This is a genomic window from Aliiroseovarius sp. ABM4_368 (assembly GCF_056161205.1).
In genome coordinates this window covers 679690-697928 of record NZ_JBSWYR010000001.1, presented here as the reverse complement: position 1 = coordinate 697928, position 18239 = coordinate 679690, and the positions used below count along the sequence as shown (strand labels likewise).

18 protein-coding genes are annotated in these 18239 nt (G+C 57.1%); 8 read left to right on the top strand and 10 right to left on the bottom strand.

The features are described from left to right. Positions 1-75 precede the first annotated feature (75 nt). Positions 76-1614, bottom strand: a complete 1539-nt coding sequence (locus ACXAH3_RS03470) for a trimethylamine methyltransferase family protein (RefSeq protein WP_474860675.1) — start codon at positions 1612-1614, stop codon at positions 76-78. A gap of 134 nt (positions 1615-1748) precedes the next feature. Next, entirely contained in the window at positions 1749-2450 is a 702-nt protein-coding gene (locus ACXAH3_RS03465) for an MgtC/SapB family protein (RefSeq protein ID WP_474860674.1), read from the bottom strand. A 179-nt stretch (positions 2451-2629) separates the two neighbouring features. Between ACXAH3_RS03465 and guaA the strand changes: the two genes are divergently transcribed. The 8 genes from guaA (at position 2630) to ACXAH3_RS03425 (ending at position 10394) form a co-directional block, all read left to right on the top strand. Then, positions 2630-4189 carry a glutamine-hydrolyzing GMP synthase gene (gene guaA / locus ACXAH3_RS03460; protein WP_474860673.1) on the top strand — a complete coding sequence of 520 codons (1560 nt, stop codon included), beginning with the start codon at positions 2630-2632 and terminating at the stop codon, positions 4187-4189. A 272-nt stretch (positions 4190-4461) separates the two neighbouring features. Beyond that, positions 4462-4755 carry a putative quinol monooxygenase gene (locus ACXAH3_RS03455; RefSeq protein WP_474860672.1) on the top strand — a complete coding sequence of 98 codons (294 nt, stop codon included), beginning with the start codon at positions 4462-4464 and terminating at the stop codon, positions 4753-4755. Beyond that, positions 4752-5624, top strand: coding sequence for a DMT family transporter (locus ACXAH3_RS03450; protein ID WP_474860671.1), 873 nt, complete (start codon positions 4752-4754; stop codon positions 5622-5624). The genes ACXAH3_RS03455 and ACXAH3_RS03450 overlap by 4 nt, the downstream gene beginning before the upstream one ends. Before the next feature lie 196 nt (positions 5625-5820). Next, on the top strand, positions 5821-6879 hold the full coding sequence (locus tag ACXAH3_RS03445; protein WP_474860670.1) for a hypothetical protein: 1059 nt from the start codon (positions 5821-5823) through the stop codon (positions 6877-6879). 119 nt (positions 6880-6998) lie between these two features. Continuing rightward, the gene (locus ACXAH3_RS03440; protein ID WP_474860669.1) at positions 6999-7859 is read left to right on the top strand and encodes an ATPase; all 861 of its coding nucleotides are present in this window, start codon (positions 6999-7001) and stop codon (positions 7857-7859) included. A gap of 48 nt (positions 7860-7907) precedes the next feature. Further along, positions 7908-8846: a homoserine O-acetyltransferase MetA gene (gene metA, locus ACXAH3_RS03435; RefSeq protein WP_474860668.1), complete on the top strand. Its 939-nt coding sequence runs from the start codon at positions 7908-7910 to the stop codon at positions 8844-8846. A gap of 56 nt (positions 8847-8902) precedes the next feature. Next, the gene (ppk2, locus tag ACXAH3_RS03430) at positions 8903-9784 is read left to right on the top strand and encodes a polyphosphate kinase 2 (RefSeq protein ID WP_474860667.1); all 882 of its coding nucleotides are present in this window, start codon (positions 8903-8905) and stop codon (positions 9782-9784) included. Next, a complete protein-coding gene (locus tag ACXAH3_RS03425; protein ID WP_474860666.1) occupies positions 9777-10394 on the top strand; it encodes a TetR/AcrR family transcriptional regulator in 618 nt (205 codons plus the stop codon). The genes ppk2 and ACXAH3_RS03425 overlap by 8 nt, the downstream gene beginning before the upstream one ends. Positions 10395-10776: 382 nt before the next feature. On the opposite strand, the gene ACXAH3_RS03420 is transcribed toward ACXAH3_RS03425, so the two are convergent. Genes ACXAH3_RS03420 through ACXAH3_RS03385 form a run of 8 tightly spaced genes read right to left on the bottom strand, consistent with a single transcriptional unit; the run spans position 10777 to position 18236 of the window. After that, positions 10777-11997: a cysteine desulfurase gene (locus tag ACXAH3_RS03420; protein WP_474860665.1), complete on the bottom strand. Its 1221-nt coding sequence runs from the start codon at positions 11995-11997 to the stop codon at positions 10777-10779. A 15-nt stretch (positions 11998-12012) separates the two neighbouring features. Then, entirely contained in the window at positions 12013-12606 is a 594-nt protein-coding gene (locus ACXAH3_RS03415) for a Yip1 family protein (RefSeq protein WP_474860664.1), read from the bottom strand. Next, on the bottom strand, positions 12606-13088 hold the full coding sequence (locus ACXAH3_RS03410) for a YIP1 family protein (RefSeq protein WP_474860663.1): 483 nt from the start codon (positions 13086-13088) through the stop codon (positions 12606-12608). The genes ACXAH3_RS03415 and ACXAH3_RS03410 overlap by 1 nt, the downstream gene beginning before the upstream one ends. A 38-nt stretch (positions 13089-13126) precedes the next feature. Continuing rightward, entirely contained in the window at positions 13127-14416 is a 1290-nt protein-coding gene (sufD, locus tag ACXAH3_RS03405) for a Fe-S cluster assembly protein SufD (protein WP_474860662.1), read from the bottom strand. After that, positions 14413-15171: a Fe-S cluster assembly ATPase SufC gene (sufC, locus tag ACXAH3_RS03400; RefSeq protein WP_474860661.1), complete on the bottom strand. Its 759-nt coding sequence runs from the start codon at positions 15169-15171 to the stop codon at positions 14413-14415. Before sufC ends, sufD begins: the two co-directional genes overlap by 4 nt. Before the next feature lie 60 nt (positions 15172-15231). Beyond that, on the bottom strand, positions 15232-16743 hold the full coding sequence (gene sufB / locus ACXAH3_RS03395) for a Fe-S cluster assembly protein SufB (RefSeq protein ID WP_474860660.1): 1512 nt from the start codon (positions 16741-16743) through the stop codon (positions 15232-15234). Between the two features lie 27 nt (positions 16744-16770). Then, positions 16771-17814 carry a cysteine desulfurase family protein gene (locus ACXAH3_RS03390; protein ID WP_474860659.1) on the bottom strand — a complete coding sequence of 348 codons (1044 nt, stop codon included), beginning with the start codon at positions 17812-17814 and terminating at the stop codon, positions 16771-16773. Then, positions 17811-18236, bottom strand: a complete 426-nt coding sequence (locus ACXAH3_RS03385) for a hypothetical protein (protein ID WP_474860658.1) — start codon at positions 18234-18236, stop codon at positions 17811-17813. Before ACXAH3_RS03385 ends, ACXAH3_RS03390 begins: the two co-directional genes overlap by 4 nt. Between the last annotated feature and the right edge of the window lie 3 nt (positions 18237-18239).

The window sequence follows — 18239 nt, the reverse complement described above, 5'->3', positions numbered from 1 at the left end:
GTTAACCATTTGGGACGCGCAACACCCTAAAGCATTTCGGGATACACTTTAGGCGCAAGACTGTCGCGAAACGCTTTAGGTGAATGCATCCGGCATCGACGCCTTCTTCTCGGCGACATAGTCTTTCAGACCCTCCGCAATGCCCGGATCCAGAGCTGGCTCCTGATAGTCCGCCAGCATCTTCTTGACCTTAGCAGTGGCCAACGCTTGCGTATCGCGCGCACCTTCCTCTTCCCAGGTCTCAAAGGGTTTGTAGTCCAGCAATTCTGAACGCCAGAAGGCCGATTTGAAGTTCTTCTGGGTGTGATCGCAGCCCAGATAGTGACCGCCCGGCCCCACTTCGCGGATCGCGTCCATAGCCTGCCCGTTCACGTCGACCTCGACGCCTTTGGCAATGCCATGCAGCACGCCCAGCTGGTCGGCATCCATAACGAATTTCTCGAACGAGGCAACCAGACCGCCTTCCAGCCACCCGGCCGAGTGCAGCATGAAGTTTACGCCCGACAAAAGCCCAGTGTTCAAGCTGTTCGCAGTTTCATAAGCCGCCTGCGCGTCAGGCAGTTTCGAGCCGTTGAACGACCCCGCCGAACGATAAGGCAACCCAAGACGGCGGAACAGCTGGCCCGCACCATAGGTCACATTCGCCGCTTCCGGCGTGCCAAAGGTCGGCGCGCCCGAGTTCATGTCGATCGAGCTGACAAACGTACCCGCAATCACCGGCGCACCTTTGCGGACCAGCTGGCTGTAAGCAACGCCAGCCAGAACCTCGGCCAGAACCTGCGTCAGCGTACCCGCCACCGACACGGGGGCCATCGCACCGCCCACGATAAAGGGCGAAACAATCGAAGCTTGGTTGTTCGCCGCGTACACTTCCATCGCGCCCATCATTACGTCATCGAATTGCATCGGCGAGTTGATGTTGATCAGCGAGGTCATGACGGTGTTTTGCTGCACGAATTCTTTGCCAAACAGGATGCCGCACATATCGACACTGTCCTGCGCGCGTTCTGGCGCCGTAACCGACCCCATGAAGGGCTTGTCGGACAGGGTCATATGGGCGTGCAGCATATCAAGGTGACGCTTGTTCACCGGCACGTCGGTCGGCTCACACACCGTCCCGCCAGAATGGTGCAGCCATTTGGACATATAGCCCAGACGCACGAAGTTGCGGAAATCTTCAATCGTGGCGTAACGGCGACCGCCATCGGCATCGCGCACGAAAGGCGGGCCATAGACCGGGGCCAGAACAAGGTTCTTTCCGCCGATTTCCACGTTACGTTCCGGGTTGCGGGCGTGCTGGGTAAAGCTGGACGGCGCCGTCTTGCAAAGCTCGCGCGCCAGTCCACGCGGGATGCGCACGCGTTCACCATCCACATCGGCGCCGGCTTCTTTCCACCGCTCAAGCGCGGCAGGGTTCTCTACAAAATTAACGCCCACCTCTTCCAACACGGTTTCCGCGTTGTATTCGATGATCTCCATCGCCTCTTCATTGAGGATTTCGAGATTCGGGATGTTGCGCGTGATGAACTTTGCACATTCGATTTTGACAGCAGTGCGTTCAGCGCGACGGGCGGCACCACCGCCACCACGGCGGCGTGTTCGAGCCTCGGCCATGGGAAACCTCCAATTTGACTTGTTGAGCCTTAGATAAGCGACCCCAGTCGGTAAAGCTGTCCCCAAGCGGCCATGCAGAGGCAAAAACGACATTCCGGCAGATTTGACGTTTTTAAACTGTTGTCGCTTCACTTTCAGTCGTCATTCGCCGGCTCCCAAGACAGTGAGCGGATGTTTGGATCCAGCATCAAGGGGGCGACGGCGGTCTTGATCAGGCTGTCGCTGTTGTCTTCCACATTGACCAAGACCTCGATCGTGCAGTCTTCGCCGCTTTCCGTCGCATCAATGGAAACAAGCGCCAAGCCGGGCAAGGCCAGCTTGTGCACGATGGTCGATCGAACCTTGTTTTCATGCTTGGAACGGCAGGAAATCCACAGGCGGAACTCTAATAACAAGGGCTGTCCTGCACGGGTTTTGCGTTTCAAGAACTTCACCAAGGGCCGCAGGCCAAGGTTCACAAATATGATCAGCCCGCACATCAGTGCGGCAAACCCGATGGCGCCAACACCCGCCATGACCCCGACGGCCGCGGAACACCACAAAGTTGCTGCTGTGTTTAACCCGTGAACCGTGAACCCATGTCGAAATATGATGCCCGCGCCCAGAAAGCCAATGCCAGAGACGACTTGGGCAGCAACGCGCGTCGGGCTGACCTCGTGCGGGAAAAGCGCTGCAAACACGACGAATCCTGCCGCACCCAGCGACACAAGCGCATTGGTGCGAAGCCCCGCCATACGTTGGCGTACCTGTCGTTCAGACCCGACCAGCGCGCCGAAAATTACGGCGGCGGTCAGGTTTATGGCGGCTATTTCCAATGTGATGGCGTCTGGTGTCATGCGCGTCCCCTTTTTAGCAGATTGTCTGCGCTGTGCAGGTCTGACGATGGAGCAAATACGACCATTCTGATGCCGGAATGGGCGGTTGGTGCTGTTTCGCGGTTCAACTTCGTCGGATTTGTCCATTCCCGCCCGGCTTGGGGCTTGCGCAAACCCGTCCCCTGCCCTAATCGGTCAACATGACAGATCAGAGCCATGACCGCCTTCTTATCATCGACTTCGGAAGCCAGGTGACGCAGCTGATTGCGCGCCGCCTACGCGAGCTGAATGTCTATTGTGAAATCCACCCCTATCAAAACGTCACGATGGAGTTCGTGCGCGAGATGGCACCGAAAGCGGTGATCTTCTCGGGCGGGCCGGACAGCGTGACACGTGAGGGGTCGCCCCGCGCACCGCAGGAGATCTTTGACTATGGTGTGCCGATCCTTGGCATTTGCTATGGCCAGCAGACGATGATGACGCAACTGGGCGGCAAGGTCGAAAGCGGACATGGCACGGCCGAGTTTGGACGCGCCTATGTAACCCCCAACGGCAAGTTGGATTTGCTGGACGGTTGGTTTGAGGACGGCGACGAACAGGTTTGGATGAGCCACGGCGACCATGTCTCGGAAATCGCTCCGGGTTTTGAGGTTTACGGAACATCGCCCAACGCGCCTTTCGCGATCACGGCGGACACGAAACGCCACTTCTATGCGGTTCAGTTCCACCCGGAAGTGCACCACACGCCAAACGGCGCGAAGCTGTACGAGCAATTCGTCAAACTGGCGGGTTTCAAAGGCGACTGGACCATGGGGGCTTACCGCGAGGAAGCGATCCGTCAGATCAAGGAACAGGTTGGTGACAAGAAAGTCATCTGTGGTCTGTCCGGCGGCGTTGACAGCTCGGTTGCGGCGGTTTTGATTCACGAAGCCATTGGCGATCAACTGACCTGCGTGTTCGTCGATCACGGCCTTCTGCGCAAAGGCGAGGCCGAAGAAGTCGTCACCATGTTCCGCGACAACTATAACATGCAGTTGATCCACGCGGATGAACAAGAGCTGTTCTTGGGGGAATTGGACGGTCAATCCGATCCCGAAACCAAGCGCAAAATCATTGGCAAACTGTTCATTGACGTGTTCCAGAAACACGCCGACACCATCGACGGTGCTGAATTCTTGGCGCAGGGCACGCTCTATCCTGATGTCATTGAATCCGTTAGCTTTTCGGGAGGCCCCTCGGTCACGATCAAATCGCACCACAATGTGGGCGGCTTGCCAGAAAAGATGGGCCTAAAGCTGGTCGAACCGCTGCGCGAGCTGTTCAAAGACGAAGTGCGCGCGCTGGGTCGGGAACTTGGCCTGCCGCAAAGCTTCATCGGTCGCCACCCCTTCCCCGGACCGGGTCTTGCGATCCGCTGCCCCGGCGAAATCACCCGCGAGAAACTGGACATCCTACGCGAGGCCGACGCGGTCTATATCGACCAGATCCGCAAGCATGGACTGTATGACGAAATCTGGCAGGCCTTCGTGGCCATCCTGCCCGTACGCACCGTGGGTGTGATGGGCGATGGGCGGACCTATGATTATGCCTGTGCTCTGCGCGCCGTAACCTCGGTCGATGGAATGACGGCGGATTACTATCCGTTCAGCCACGAATTCCTTGGCGAAACCGCCACACGGATCATCAACGAGGTGAAGGGCATCAACCGGGTGACCTATGACGTGACTTCCAAGCCTCCAGGCACGATTGAATGGGAGTGAGTACCGACCCGTAAGGGAAAATCAGTCCAGTGGACTGATTTTAGGTGCGAACACCTGAAGGTTAGAAGCCCGAAAATTGATCCAGTGAATCGATTTTCAGCACCGTCGCACGACCCAAAGGAATGAATTTGTCCGGTGGACATGTTCAAGTGGCGAACCCCCGAGGCCTCGGCCGAGGGCCACCAACCCCAAAAAACACATAAACGCCGTCCTTCCGGGCGGCGTTTTCTTTTCCGCTCGCCAATTTGGGCCTCGCTTGCTAGCTCTGTCGCATGAGCAAAGCACCGAACATCATCCTGACCGGCCATATCGACGTGCCCGAAGATCGAATTGACGCCATCCGCGCCGCCTTGCCCGCCCATATCGAACTGACCCGCGCCGAACCGGGGTGCCTGTCTTTTCAGGTGGTCGAAGATCGGTGCCATCCCGGCCGGTTCAATGTCTCGGAACGTTTCACTGATCACGCCGCCTTCGACGCGCACCAAGAACGCATGAAAGCCTCGGATTGGGCGCAGATCACAGCGGGTATCCCGCGTCACTATACCGTGACCGAGGCCAATTCGTGACCCCAACCCTCCGCGCCGCAATATGGATGACAGGGGCCATCGGATCGTTTTCCGTCATGGCCATCGCGGGCCGCGCGGTCAGCCTGCAACTCGATACGTTCGAGCTGATGATGTACCGGTCCTTTGTCGGGCTGACCATAGTCCTTGCAGCCCTAACATTTACAGGCCGCTGGCACATGGTCTCGCGCCAGAACCTCGGGCTGCATTTCACCCGAAACCTTGCCCATTTTGCGGGTCAAAACTTGTGGTTCTATGCACTTACCCTGATCCCCTTGGCACAGGTCTTCGCGCTAGAATTCACCTCGCCCCTTTGGGTCGTGTTCCTTGCCCCGCTTTTGTTGGGCGAACGCTTGAAGCGGGCTCAGCTTCTATGTGTCGCAAGCGGCTTTGTCGGTATCCTGATCATCACAGCGCCCTCCTTGATCGAGCCGACAACGGCCACCGGAACCCTTACTGCGGCCCTGTCAGCGATTTGTTTTGCGATGACCGCCGTCTTCACCCGCAAGTTGACCCGCACACATTCAACACTGTCGATCCTGTTCTGGTTGACCCTGATGCAATTGGCCCTGGGAATCATCTGCTCTGGCATCGACGGATCCATCGCCATCCCGCACGGGGTAAACCTGCTATGGCTGTTCGTCATCGGATGCGCTGGCCTTCTGGCCCATACATGCCTGACACAAGCCCTGTCCCTGGCCCCTGCATCAGTTGTGATCCCCATAGACTTCACCCGCCTGCCCCTGATCGCATTGGCGGGCGCCCTGTTCTATGATGAACCCATCGGGATCACGCTGGTCATCGGCGGCCTGATCATTGTCACTGCCAACATTTTCAGCATTCGCCTGTCAGAACGGCAACGCGCTGCATAAACGTTCAAACGTATGTAAAAGCAAAGAAAATCGGCAAAACCGTGTCAATTCCACATCGCTGCGAAGCCAATTCGCAACCCTACGTCACATGACCCCAAGTAAAGATTGACCCGATAAGCCCCCCCAAAATACCTTTTTTCCATACCGCCGTCCCGGAGGAGATGGCCACGACATGAAGAAGTCCCAGGGAGGAAACATGAAGAAACAAACCTTAACCCTTGCAGCAGCATTGACTGCTGCGGCAACATCCGCACATGCCGGGATCGACCGCTCGGGTCAGGATGTTGGTATCCTGTTTGAAGAAGGCAGCTATTTCAAATTTAGCTTTGCCAATGTCAGCCCGGACATCACCAGCGACGCTTTCGGCACCTCTCAATCGGCGGTCGATTTCTCGACCTTCTCGTTTGGGTACAAACATCAGTTCACCGAAAACCTGAGCTTCTCGCTGATCTGGGACCAACCCTATGGTGCTGATATCTCGTATATCGACGGTCCTGCGGCTGGGGGCTATGCCTATATCGACAGCCAACAGATCACCGGTATCCTGCGCTACGAGTTTGACAACGGCTTCTCGGTTCATGGTGGTGCCTTTGCGCAGAAAGTTTCCGGTAGCATTCTGACCAGCAGTGGCCTGTTGGAAGCAGAAAGCGACCGTGAATGGGGTGGCGTGGCCGGTGTGGCCTATGAACGGCCCGATATCGCACTGCGCGTTGCGCTGACCTATTTCCAAGGTATCGATCACACGCTGACCGGCACCCATTCAATTCCACCGGGCGTAAACCCCCTTCTGCCCGCTGGTCTGGTAACCCCGGCAACGGGCACCGTATCCATGCCCGAGGCGTTCAACCTGGACTTCCAAACTGGCATCGCCCCAAACACATTGCTGTTCGGTTCGGTCCGCCACGCCAAGTATGACGGCATCTCGCTGGACACAACCAGCCCGCTTGGCACCGTCAACTGGGTGAACTTCGTGGATGACGTCACCAGCTATGAGCTGGGTCTTGGCCGCAAGCTGAACGACAACTGGTCGGTTGCAGTGATGCTTGGCTATGAAGAAGGTGCCTCGACCGGAACGACCTTCCTGGCCCCGGCTGGTTCGGCAACGTCGATCGGCCTTGGCGCAACCTACACCCATGAGAACATCAAGGTCTCAGGCGGTGTTCGTTATACCAAGTTCGACGAAAAAGTCGTGAACGGCGTCCCGTTTGAAGGCGACGCACTGTCCGTCGGCCTAAGCGTCGGCATCGGGTTCTAAACCCACCGTAAACTGACATGCAAACGCCCCGCCCAGCTGCGGGGCGTTTTCTTTTGCGGCTAAGGGTTTGACCCGCCCGGCCCGGCCCATTACCAAAGGCTGAACGAACGAGGCCGCAGATGATCTATCAAACCGCTCAGGACTGGCAAAACGCCCCGCATAAACGCGTGCTGTTTTTCGGCATGTCTGGGCTGGGCAAGACCTATCTGTCTAACCTACTGCGAGATCAGGGGGATTGGTTTCATTACTCGATCGATTACCGCATTGGCACGCGGTATATGGGTGAACACATCGCGGACAACTTCAAAGCCGAGGCGATGAAAGTCCCCTTCCTGCGCGAGCTTCTGATGTCGGATTCGATCCGCATCACCTCGAAGATCAGCTTCGAAAATCTGACGCCTGTGGCAACCTATCTTGGCAAGCCCGGTGACACCGGCAAAGGTGGTTTGCCCATCGACGAGTATCGCCGCCGTCAGGATCAATTCAAAACGGCCGAGGTTTCAGCCCTGATGGACACCGCGTCTTTCATTGACCGCGCCGAGCGTATCTATGGCTATCCGCATTTTATCTGCGACAGCGGAGGTTCGATCTGCGAATGGATCGACGCGGCACTTTGCGAGCATGACCCCCTTCTGGCCGAGCTTTCCCAGCATTGCCTTCTGGTCTGGCTGAAGGGCGACGAAGCGCACACCCAAAAGCTGGTCGAACGGTTCGATCGCGCGCCCAAACCTATGGCCTATCAGCCCGAGTTTCTGGCCCGCGCTTGGGACAAGTATCTGAATGAATTCAATGTGAAAGAAGGCGACGTTGATCCCGACGCCTTTATCCGCTGGACCTATGCCCAAGCGCTGGAACATCGCCAGCCGCTTTACGAACATATGGCGCGCTATGGCGTAACGCTCTGCGCGCACGAGGTCGCGCAGATCAAGTCCCCACAGGACTTCGACCGCATGATCTCGGCTGCCATTGACGCGCGCTGATCGCGCCCCATCTATACCCCTTAACCAAACGATAAAAGGACCGGTTCCATGCCCATCAAGATCCCCTCGACCCTGCCAGCCGTAGATGTGCTGAAGGACGAAGGCGTGATGGTCATGCCCGAGGATCAGGCCGCCAAGCAGGACATCCGCCCGATGCGGATTGCGTTGTTGAACCTGATGCCCAAAAAGATCGAAACCGAGACCCAATTTGCACGCCTAATCGGCTCGCATCCACTTCAGATCGAGCTGACATTGCTGCGCCCGTCTGAACATACCTCGAAAAACACCAGCGAAGCCCATATCGGTGCGTTTTATCAGCCATGGGACGAGGTTAAGGACCAGAAGTTTGATGGTCTGATCATCACTGGCGCACCGATCGAGCACCTCCCGTTCGAGGACGTGACCTATTGGGACGAACTGACTCAGATCCTTGATTGGACCCAGACCAACGTGCACTCCACCTTCGGCGTCTGCTGGGGTGGGATGGCGATGATTTACCACTTCCACGGGGTTAAGAAACACATTCTGGACGCCAAGGCCTTCGGCTGCTTCCCGCAAAAGAACTTGGCTCCTGCATCGCCCTATTTACGTGGGTTTTCTGATACTTGCGTGGTACCCGTCAGCCGTTGGACAGAAATGAAGCAAACCGAAGTGGACGCCGCCAGCGGCCTGAAGACCCTGCTGGGCTCAGACGATACCGGCCCCTGCTTGATTGAAGACAAGGCCCATCGCGCGCTCTATATCTTCAACCATTTCGAGTATGACGACCTGACCCTGAAGGGTGAATATGACCGCGACGTGGCCAAGGGCGCACCGATCAATGTTCCGATGAACTATTACCCTGATGATGATCCCACCAAGCCACCCGAGAACCGCTGGCGCAGCCACGCGCATCTTCTGTATCAAAACTGGATCTCGGAAATGTACATGACCACGCCCTATGACATCAATCAAATCGGCATGGCCATGAAAGATCGCCGCGTCTAAGCCGATTGCCAAACGCGGCCCCGGCCCCCATATTGATGTGAAATCAGGAGTTTGCCATGTCATTGCCGTTTGACGGAGCCATTTCCGAGTTCTTTCGCAACACAGCACCCGATGCGGTGCGCGACGCCATCAAAGGCGCATCCAAGAAGGACATCTTGTCCGAAAACTATCCGTACAAAAAGCCCATAGACAAAGACATCTACGAGGCCGAGATCGAGGCCCTTCAGCTTGAGCTGGTCAAGCTTCAGGCGGATGTGAAAGCGACTGGAAAGCGCGTGGTTGTGGTCTTTGAAGGACGCGATGCGGCAGGCAAAGGCGGCACGATCAAGCGCTTCCGAGAGAACCTGAACCCGCGCGTTGCGCGCGTCGTGGCCCTGTCCAAACCCTCGGATCGCGAGGCTGGAGAGTGGTATTTCCAACGCTATATCAAGCACTTGCCAACCGAAGGCGAGATCGTTCTGTTCGATCGCAGCTGGTACAATCGCGGCGTGGTCGAAAAGGTCTTTGGCTTTTGCGAGGATACGCAACGCGAGGCCTTCTTCCGCCAACTGCCCGAGTTCGAGGACATGCTAGTCGACGAAGGCATCCATTTTGTCAAAATCTGGCTGAACGTTGGCCGGGCCGAACAGCTCCGCCGCTTCCTGTCGCGCGAAAAAGACCCGTTGAAGCAGTGGAAGCTCAGCTGGATTGACGTCGAAGGCCTAAAGAAATGGGATGCCTATTCCGACGCCATTCAGGAAACCTTTGATCGCAGCCATCGCCCGAAGACACCGTGGACGGTTATTCGCTCCGACGACAAAAAACGCGCCCGTCTGTCAGCCCTGAAAGCCGTCCTGCAAGGCATTGATTACGCAGGTAAAGACAGTAGTGTTGCCAATGCGCCCGATGACCAAATTTGCGGCGGGCCAGAACTTTGGAATGACAGCGGCAATGTCTAAGCGCGGCTATCACCACGGCAATCTGCGCCAAGCTCTGGTCGACGCGGCCCTCTCCCTGATCGAGGAAAAGGGCCCGACCGGCTTTACCCTGTCTGAAGCCGCAAAGCAGGCTGGCGTCACCCCCGCCGCCGTCTATCGCCACTTTGCAGGCCGTGAAGACCTGATCGCCGAAGCCGCCCGTCAGGGATATGAGATTTTCGCGGATCTGATGGAATACGCCTATGACAAGGGCCAACCCTCGGCGCTTGCCAGTTTCGAAGCGACCGGCCGCGCCTATCTGGCCTTCGCGCGCAAATATCCGGGCCACTATATCTCGATGTTCGAAAGTGGGATTTCAGTCAATCACTCGCCGGAGCTGGCGATGGTGTCCTCCCGCGCGATGGGCGTCTTAGAAAAAGCCGCAAGCACACTGACCGAAAACATGCCCGAGGACAAACGCCCTCCCGCCCGCATGGTCAGCGCCCATATCTGGGCCATGAGCCACGGCGTGGTCGAACTGTTCGGGCGCGGTAGCCCCGGACAGAAAAGCCCCTTCCCGCCGGAAGAGCTTCTGGAAAGCGGGATCGGGATTTATCTGCGCGGGCTTGGATTGATTAAGGCGGATGATTGAAAACACGCTGATCCGCCTACTCGGACATAAACGTTACATCCGGTTCTACACATGGCTACATGATATAAATCCTCTGGTAGGACTAACGGTGTTACTGATCCCGCTGGCAGCGATTTGGGTTGCGGCCTTCAGCCCAGACAAACACGTACATGATGGCTATATTAACGGAGAAGTGCTGTTTACCAACTCTGTCACCTCTGAGAATGGAGGGTTCACATTTACAGCAATCGTACAGTTACCCGACGAAAAAACTGTGACCGTGAGAACCAAGTTGATGGCGATCGCGAACGAGACAATCAAGACTGCTTGTCTTGAACGACGTAAGGAAGAAGATGGGGATCTTTTCTACTATTTAGTCGGGCGGGCTAGATGTGAGCCGATGTTAAGCAAGTAGCTTGTGGCACAGCTCCAGCCCGTCAATCAGCGTGTCCACCTCGTCCTTGGTGTTGTAAAGACCAAAGGACGCGCGCGCCGTAGCGGCCACGCCCATATGCTCCATCAAAGGCTTGGCACAGTGATGCCCGGCCCGTACGGCAATGCCCTTCTTGTCCAGAATGGTCGAGATGTCATGCGCATGCGCCGCCCCGTCCATGGTCAGCGAGAAGATCGCGGCCTTGCCCGGCGCGTGCCCCTGCACGTTCACCCAATTCAGCCCAGCCAGGCGCTCGGACGCATAAGCTGCCAACGCGGCTTCATGGGCGGCAATGTTTTCCATGCCCAGATCCATCATATATTCCAGCGCGGCACCCATGCCGATAGTTTGCACGATGCCCGGCGTACCAGCCTCGAATTTCAGCGGGGGTTTGGCGTAGGTCACATTGTCTTTCGTGACCTCATTGATCATGTCTCCGCCGCCAAAAAACGGCTGCATCTCGGCCTGACGGTCTGCCCGGATATAGATCGCGCCGGACCCAGACGGGCCATAGAGTTTGTGACCGGTGATGGCATAAAAATCACAGCCAATGTCCTGCACATCCACCGGCATATGCACCGCGCCCTGCGACCCATCCACCAGCACCGGAACGCCCTGCGCACGCGCGCCTGCGCAGATGGTTTTCACATCGACCACAGTCCCCAACACGTTCGAGCACTGCGTGACCGCAATCAGCTTGGTCCGGTCGGTGATCGCCTCCAACACCTTCTGCGGATCCAACGATCCGTCTAGTTCCGGATCAATCCATTTCAGAACCACCCCCTGACGTTCGCGCAGGAAATGCCACGGGACGATATTGGCGTGATGTTCCATCGTGGACAGGATGATCTCGTCCCCCGCCTGCATCCGCGGCGCGGCCCAAGCGTAAGACACAAGGTTGATCCCCTCCGTCGTGCCCGAGTTGAAGACGATCTCGTCTTCAGATCCCGCATTCAGGAACTTCGCCACGATCCCGCGCACGGCCTCGTAGCGCTCGGTCGACAGGTTCGACAGATAATGCAGCCCGCGATGGACGTTGGAATATTCCTCGCCGTAGCCGCGCGTGATCGCGTCGATCACCACCTGAGGCTTCTGCGCCGACGCCCCATTGTCCAGATAGGTCAGGGGTTTGCCGTTTACCTCGCGCGAAAGGATCGGAAACTCACTGCGGATCTTGTCGATGTCATACATGGTCAGTTCCGATTGTTAAGCGGGAATCGGGGTTGGTCCAACCCCAAGAAGAACAAGGATAAAGGACAGGACAAACACCGCCAGCACCATGAACACAAGGATCGAGGCGAAGACCAGCCCGACCGACTGAAAGCCGTGGTTTTCAGCAGTGAAATGGCTGAGAATCCAGAATGAGATAAATGCCGAAGCGAAGGTAACCAGCACCGCCATAGCAGGAGCGATCACAAACAAAAAGACAGTAAGCGCCTGTATTCCCAACAGAATAAACTGGCCCCAAACGACCGTCATGATCGAGTTCTCAAGACTGCCCTGCCCGCCCATCAATCGCCCAATGAAGTAAAGGGCCAAAGCCAGTCCGAATGTAAAAAGACCATTCAGAAATCCAAGCATGATCGGGCTGATCACCAAGACAGCGGCATGATCGGGCGCGTATGGGGGCAATAGCGACCCGATGATGACCAAGCCCGTAGATAGAACCACACTCAACAAAAGCGCGGTCCACAGCACCTCGCGGCTTAGCCCCAGCGCGAACAGGTCACGCGCCACTTTGCGCGGTTCTGGCACGGTTTGAAGCGCCATCCCAAACAGATATCCGGGGGTGAATTGCATCACTCTGCCTTGCTTGTCTCGCGCAGGACACGTTCGGCCTCGCGCAGATTGATAGACCAGAACAGGATGAACACCACAAGGGCCACCAGCCCCACCAGCGACAATTGGACGCCCGGACCGATGAAGCCCGCAACCAGCCCCCAAAGAAGCCAAATGGGGGCCGCACACAAAAGCGCCCAGAACAGCGCAAACCGCGCCGTGTACCCATTGCCTTTGCCACCAAACATACGGGCGATCATGTGGGTGATCGTGCCCAAGCCGTACAACACCAAGGGCATGATAAAAAGCCACGCCAACAGCGTCGCCCCCATCAGCATGTTCAGCTCTTCCCCGGTCTCATGTGCCTGTCGCGCCAGGCGCGGCAATTGCGCTGCGAAAACCAAGGCGCAGGCGAACATCAAGACCGCCAGCGCACGGTCTTCGCGCGGTCCATCGGACACGCGGCGACGAAACACCGCGCGCGGGTTGCGGTAGGTTTGCATCATATCCTGTAGGACCGACACCGGGCGTTCCCTTCACTTCAACCGCGACGGCGCGCCAACCACGCGTCCAGACGATTGGTGACTTCGGCGGCAATCTCTTCGTCTTCGATCTCTTCAATGGCGTCGGCCAAGAAAGCCAGCACCAGAAGATCGGTCGCGATCGGCGTCGGAACCCCGCGCGAGCGCAGATAGAACAGCGCCTCTTCGTCGATTGCGCCAGTGGTCGAGCCGTGCGAACAGATCACGTCATCGGCGTAGATCTCAAGCTCGGGCTTGGCTTGGAAGCTGGCGTCGTCATCCAAAAGCAGCGACTGAGACTTCTGATAGCCATCCGTCTTCTGCGCATCGGGTTTCACAAGGATCTTGCCCTGAAAAACACCCTTAGCGCCGTTTTTCAGCACTTTCTTAAAGACCTGACGGCTTTCACAAGCTACGGCATCATGGGTGATAAACACAGTGTCGTCGTGATGGAATTCATGCTCTGCCCCGTCGCCAAGTGCAGCGCCCGCGACATGCGCCACGGCCTCGTCACCGACAATGTCGATCACGCATTCATTGCGCGTCAGTTTGCCGTTCACCGTCATGGTGAAGCTTTTGAAAACAGCTTCGGCATCCACGCGGGCGAAAATATGGGTCACGGCCTGACGGGCATGATCGCGGCCCTGAGCGCGCACGTGATGGAACTCGGCCCCTTTGGCCACGTCCACCTCGGTCACGTTCGAGAAACGCGCCGCAGCGGGGCCGTTCTCAAGCAAAGTCAGCTTAGCGCCTTCGTCAATCCGAATGACGCTATGCAACACAGCGTCTGACGAGGCGCTTTCATGGCGATAGATCAAGCTGACCGGGCGGCTGACCGGACCCGTAGCCCGGATCACGACACCATCGGTGGCCATCGCCGTGTTATGCGCCGCCAGTGGGCGCTGAACCGGAGACTGACCGGCGGTTTCCAACACGCCATACAGATCCTTAGCCCAGTGAATGTCCTTGGCGGCGGCATCGGCAAGACGATCGATCTCGAGCCCTTCGCCATCCAGCGCGTCGGATGCGCCTTCGTCAAACACACCGTCGACAAAGACAATTTTCAGGCGGTCGATCTGATCGAACAGCGGCAATTCGCCTTCACGATCAAGGACTTCTGCGGCCTCTGCGGCAGCACTGATCAGGCTGTCAGGACGCGTCCATTTCCAATATTCATCCCGGCGCGTGGGCAGACCCATCGTGGCCAAGCGGCTTGCAGCATCCGCGCGGGCATCCGCCGCCCAAGCGCCCGAGGCCGGACGCGCATCGGCGCTGATCTGACCTGCCTGCGGTTTCACAGCGGTGCTCATGCGTCGATCTCCGCCAGAATGTCGGCATAGCCGTTATGTTCGACTTCAAGCGCCAGCTCAGGACCACCAGATTTCACGATACGGCCTTCGGCCATGATGTGCACCACGTCGGGTTTGATGTGGTCCAGCAGGCGCTGATAGTGGGTGATCACCAAGAAGGCACGGCCTTCGTCGCGCAGCGCGTTCACGCCTTCCGACACCAGTTTCATCGCATCGACGTCAAGACCCGAATCCGTTTCATCCAAGATGCACATCTTGGGTTCCAACATCGCCATCTGTAGGATTTCGTTGCGTTTTTTCTCACCGCCCGAGAAGCCCACATTTACCGGGCGCTTCAGCATATCGGCGTCGATCTTCAGATCTTTTGCCTTGGCGCGGATGAACTTCAGGAAATCGGCAGCCGACATTTCCTCTTCCCCGCGCGCTTTGCGCTGAGCGTTCACAGCGGTCCGCAGAAAAGTCATGTTGCCCACGCCGGGGATCTCGACCGGGTATTGGAAGGCCAGAAACAGACCCGCCGCGGCGCGCTCTTCCGGTTCCATATCTAACAGCTCTTCACCATCCAGCGTCGCGTCACCTTCGGTCACTTCATAGCCATCGCGGCCCGACAGCACATAAGACAAGGTCGACTTACCCGACCCGTTCGGCCCCATGATCGCATGTACTTTGCCAGCAGGCACTTCCAGATCCACGCCTTTGAGGATACGCTTATCCTCTTCTTCAAGTTTGACGTGCAGGTTATTGATTTTCAGCATTTTATTGTCCTTCAAGACCATCGCCAGCGCTGTGGCGGTCATATATTCCTTAGGCCGTATTTACCCGACCGACCCTTCAAGCGAAATCGCCACAAGCTGTTGAGCTTCCATGGCAAATTCCATTGGCAGGGCTTGCAACACTTCCTTGGCGAAACCGTTGACGATCAGGGCCACAGCCTCTTCTTCGTCCATGCCCCGCTGGCGGCAATAGAACATCTGCTCTTCGTCCACCTTGGATGTGGTCGCCTCGTGCTCGACGCGGGACGAGTTGTTCTTCACCTCGATATACGGAACAGTGTGTGCCCCGCATTTATCACCGATCAGAAGACTGTCACATTGCGTATAGTTGCGCGAGTTCTTGGCTTTCGGGTGCATCGACACCAGACCACGATAGGTGTTCTGTGCTTTACCCGCGCTGATCCCCTTGGACACAATGCGCGATTTCGTATCGCGGCCCAGATGCACCATCTTCGTGCCGGTATCGGCCTGCTGATAGTTGTTGGTGATCGCGATCGAGTAAAACTCGCCCTGGCTTTCCGCGCCGCGCAGGATGCAGGACGGGTATTTCCACGTCACGGCGGACCCGGTTTCCACCTGCGTCCACATCACTTTCGAGCGATCCCCACGGCAATCCGCGCGCTTTGTCACGAAGTTATAAATACCGCCCTTGCCTTCTTCATCGCCGGGAAACCAGTTCTGAACGGTCGAGTATTTCACCTCGGCGTCTTCTTCGACAATGATCTCGACCACAGCCGCGTGCAGCTGTGCGGTGTCGCGCTGCGGCGCGGTACAGCCTTCCAAGTAGCTGACATAGCTGCCTTTATCGGCGATGATCAACGTGCGCTCAAATTGGCCGGTGTTTTCCGCGTTGATGCGGAAATAGGTCGACAGCTCCATCGGGCAGCGGGTGTTGGGCGGGATATAGACAAATGACCCGTCCGAGAACACGGCCGAGTTCAGCGTCGCATAATAGTTATCAGACACCGGAACCACGGACCCAAGATACTTTTTCACCAGCTCTGGATGTTCGCGGATCGCTTCCGAGATCGAACAGAAGATAACGCCAGCCTTTTTCAGTTCCGCTTGAAAGGTCGTACCAACCGAGACCGAGTCAAATACGGCATCCACAGCGACTTTGCGTTCTTCTTCCGGCATTTCGACACCGGCCAGAATAGCTTGCTCTTTCAGCGGGATGCCCAATTTTTCGTATGTTGCCAACAGTTTGGGGTCAACCTCGTCCAACGACTTCGGCTTTTCCTCCATCGACTTGGGACGGGCATAGTAATACTGATCCTGAAAATCGATCTCCGGATAGTTCAAAAGCGCCCAAGCAGGCTCATCCAGCTTTTCCCAACGCGAAAACGCTTCAAGACGCCATTCGGTCATCCACTCGGGTTCTTCGTTTTTCTCGGAAATCAGCCGGACGATATCGGGGGTTACGCCTTTGGGGGCGTATTCCATCTCGATCTCGGTTTCCCAGCCGTATTTATAAGTCCCGGCAAGGGATTTCACCGCTTCCACGGTCTCTTCTTCAACGCCTTCCTTGACGTTCAGTTCGTCCAAACCGGCCACGTTTTATCCTTTCAATCCGACCAGGGATCAGCGTCCCCGCGCGCGGAATTTTTCGTGTTCGCGAAGCCAAGCCTGTGCAAAGGCTCGGACATCATCCTCACTTGTCGTAGGTCCAAGCGAGACACGCAATGCGCATCCCGCTTGATCCTGATCAAATCCCATTGCTGCCAAGGCAGCGCTGGTTTTTACCTTCCCGGATGAACAGGCCGAGCCTGCGGAAACCGCAAATCCGGCCAGGTCCATCACCATCACCTGCGTTTCGCCCTTCCAGTCCGGAGTGATGAAGCACGAGGTGTTGGGAAGCCTGTTCGCGTCTTTCCCGACAAAAATAGTCTTATTCGCCGATTCCGCAATGGTGTTTTCTAGAATCTTTCTAAGTTTCTCAACGCGCGCCCACGTATCCGCCTCCAGATCCTTCTGTGCGGCGACCGCAGCGGCGGCAAAACCCGCAATACCAATGACGTTCTCGGTGCCCGAGCGGCGGCCCATTTCCTGCCCGCCCCCCTTGATCCGCGCCTCGATATCCGTGCCACGCTTCACGATCAATGCGCCAACACCTTTCGGGCCGCCAAGTTTATGGGCCGAGACGATGGCCATGTCTGCCCCGCACCAGTTGAAGGCAAAGGGGATTTTTCCGAAAGCCTGCGTGGCATCGGTCATCAATAAGCCTTCGGGCAATGATTGGATGATCCCCGTTTCGGAATTGGCCAATTGCAACGAGCTGTGCCCCGGATCGGAAACGCTGACTGCGCCCTGCCCGTCAATTTCCAAGTTTTCCTCGCACCAAGATCGCACCGCATCATGCTCGATCCCTGCACAGGAAAGCCCGCGCCCAGCCAAGGCAAGCGCCGCAGCCTCGGTCGCCGAGGACGTAAATATGATGTCCGCCCCCTCGGCCCCCAGTGTCGCCGCTAAATCCTTGCGCGCCCGCTCGATCAACCCTTTCGCCGCGCGCCCCTCGGCGTGGACCGATGACGGATTGCCCACAAGCTCCATCGCCTCAACCATCGCGGCCTTAGCCTCAGAGCGCAAAGGTGTCGTGGCGTTCCAATCCAGATACACGCGGCTCACCGGTCTGCTCCTTTTGACTGAGTAAGAGTGGCGATCTCGGCAACAATGTCCGCACGTAGATAGACTTCTGCGCTTGCCATAAAGGACTCGTCTGCCTGCACCCCGAACGCATCATAGAATTGCCGAAGCACGCGTGCGCTAATCCTGACATATCCACGCCGAGACACAGTTAAACGGTTCAACAAACGGCCGAAAAAAGTTTGGTGTCTGTTCCACGATTGCATCGCCTCAACGCGGTGACGCGCAAAGTAGACATGCAGCTCATCATGGGTCATTCCCGCGAGTGCGGTTGCTTCAATACGAGCCCGGAGATAAGCTTTTTGGTCTTCACCCGAGCTCCAAACTGGCAACTCACTCGGCACGCCAGTTAGATAGAGAGCTTCCGGTTGTTCTCGTAGCGCAGCGAGATTGCTAATCTCCACTGA

Coding starts and splice junctions, on each gene's coding strand:
- ACXAH3_RS03445 (WP_474860670.1), top strand. CDS start 5,821: ATGAAGAAACAAACCTTAACCCTTGCAGCAGCATTGACTGCTGCGGCA.
- metA (WP_474860668.1), top strand. CDS start 7,908: ATGCCCATCAAGATCCCCTCGACCCTGCCAGCCGTAGATGTGCTGAAG.
- guaA (WP_474860673.1), top strand. CDS start 2,630: ATGACAGATCAGAGCCATGACCGCCTTCTTATCATCGACTTCGGAAGC.
- ACXAH3_RS03425 (WP_474860666.1), top strand. CDS start 9,777: ATGTCTAAGCGCGGCTATCACCACGGCAATCTGCGCCAAGCTCTGGTC.
- ACXAH3_RS03415 (WP_474860664.1), bottom strand. CDS start 12,606: ATGCAATTCACCCCCGGATATCTGTTTGGGATGGCGCTTCAAACCGTG.
- sufD (WP_474860662.1), bottom strand. CDS start 14,416: ATGAGCACCGCTGTGAAACCGCAGGCAGGTCAGATCAGCGCCGATGCG.
- ACXAH3_RS03455 (WP_474860672.1), top strand. CDS start 4,462: ATGAGCAAAGCACCGAACATCATCCTGACCGGCCATATCGACGTGCCC.
- ACXAH3_RS03420 (WP_474860665.1), bottom strand. CDS start 11,997: ATGTATGACATCGACAAGATCCGCAGTGAGTTTCCGATCCTTTCGCGC.
- ACXAH3_RS03470 (WP_474860675.1), bottom strand. CDS start 1,614: ATGGCCGAGGCTCGAACACGCCGCCGTGGTGGCGGTGGTGCCGCCCGT.
- ACXAH3_RS03440 (WP_474860669.1), top strand. CDS start 6,999: ATGATCTATCAAACCGCTCAGGACTGGCAAAACGCCCCGCATAAACGC.
- ACXAH3_RS03465 (WP_474860674.1), bottom strand. CDS start 2,450: ATGACACCAGACGCCATCACATTGGAAATAGCCGCCATAAACCTGACC.
- sufC (WP_474860661.1), bottom strand. CDS start 15,171: ATGCTGAAAATCAATAACCTGCACGTCAAACTTGAAGAAGAGGATAAG.
- ppk2 (WP_474860667.1), top strand. CDS start 8,903: ATGTCATTGCCGTTTGACGGAGCCATTTCCGAGTTCTTTCGCAACACA.
- ACXAH3_RS03410 (WP_474860663.1), bottom strand. CDS start 13,088: ATGCAAACCTACCGCAACCCGCGCGCGGTGTTTCGTCGCCGCGTGTCC.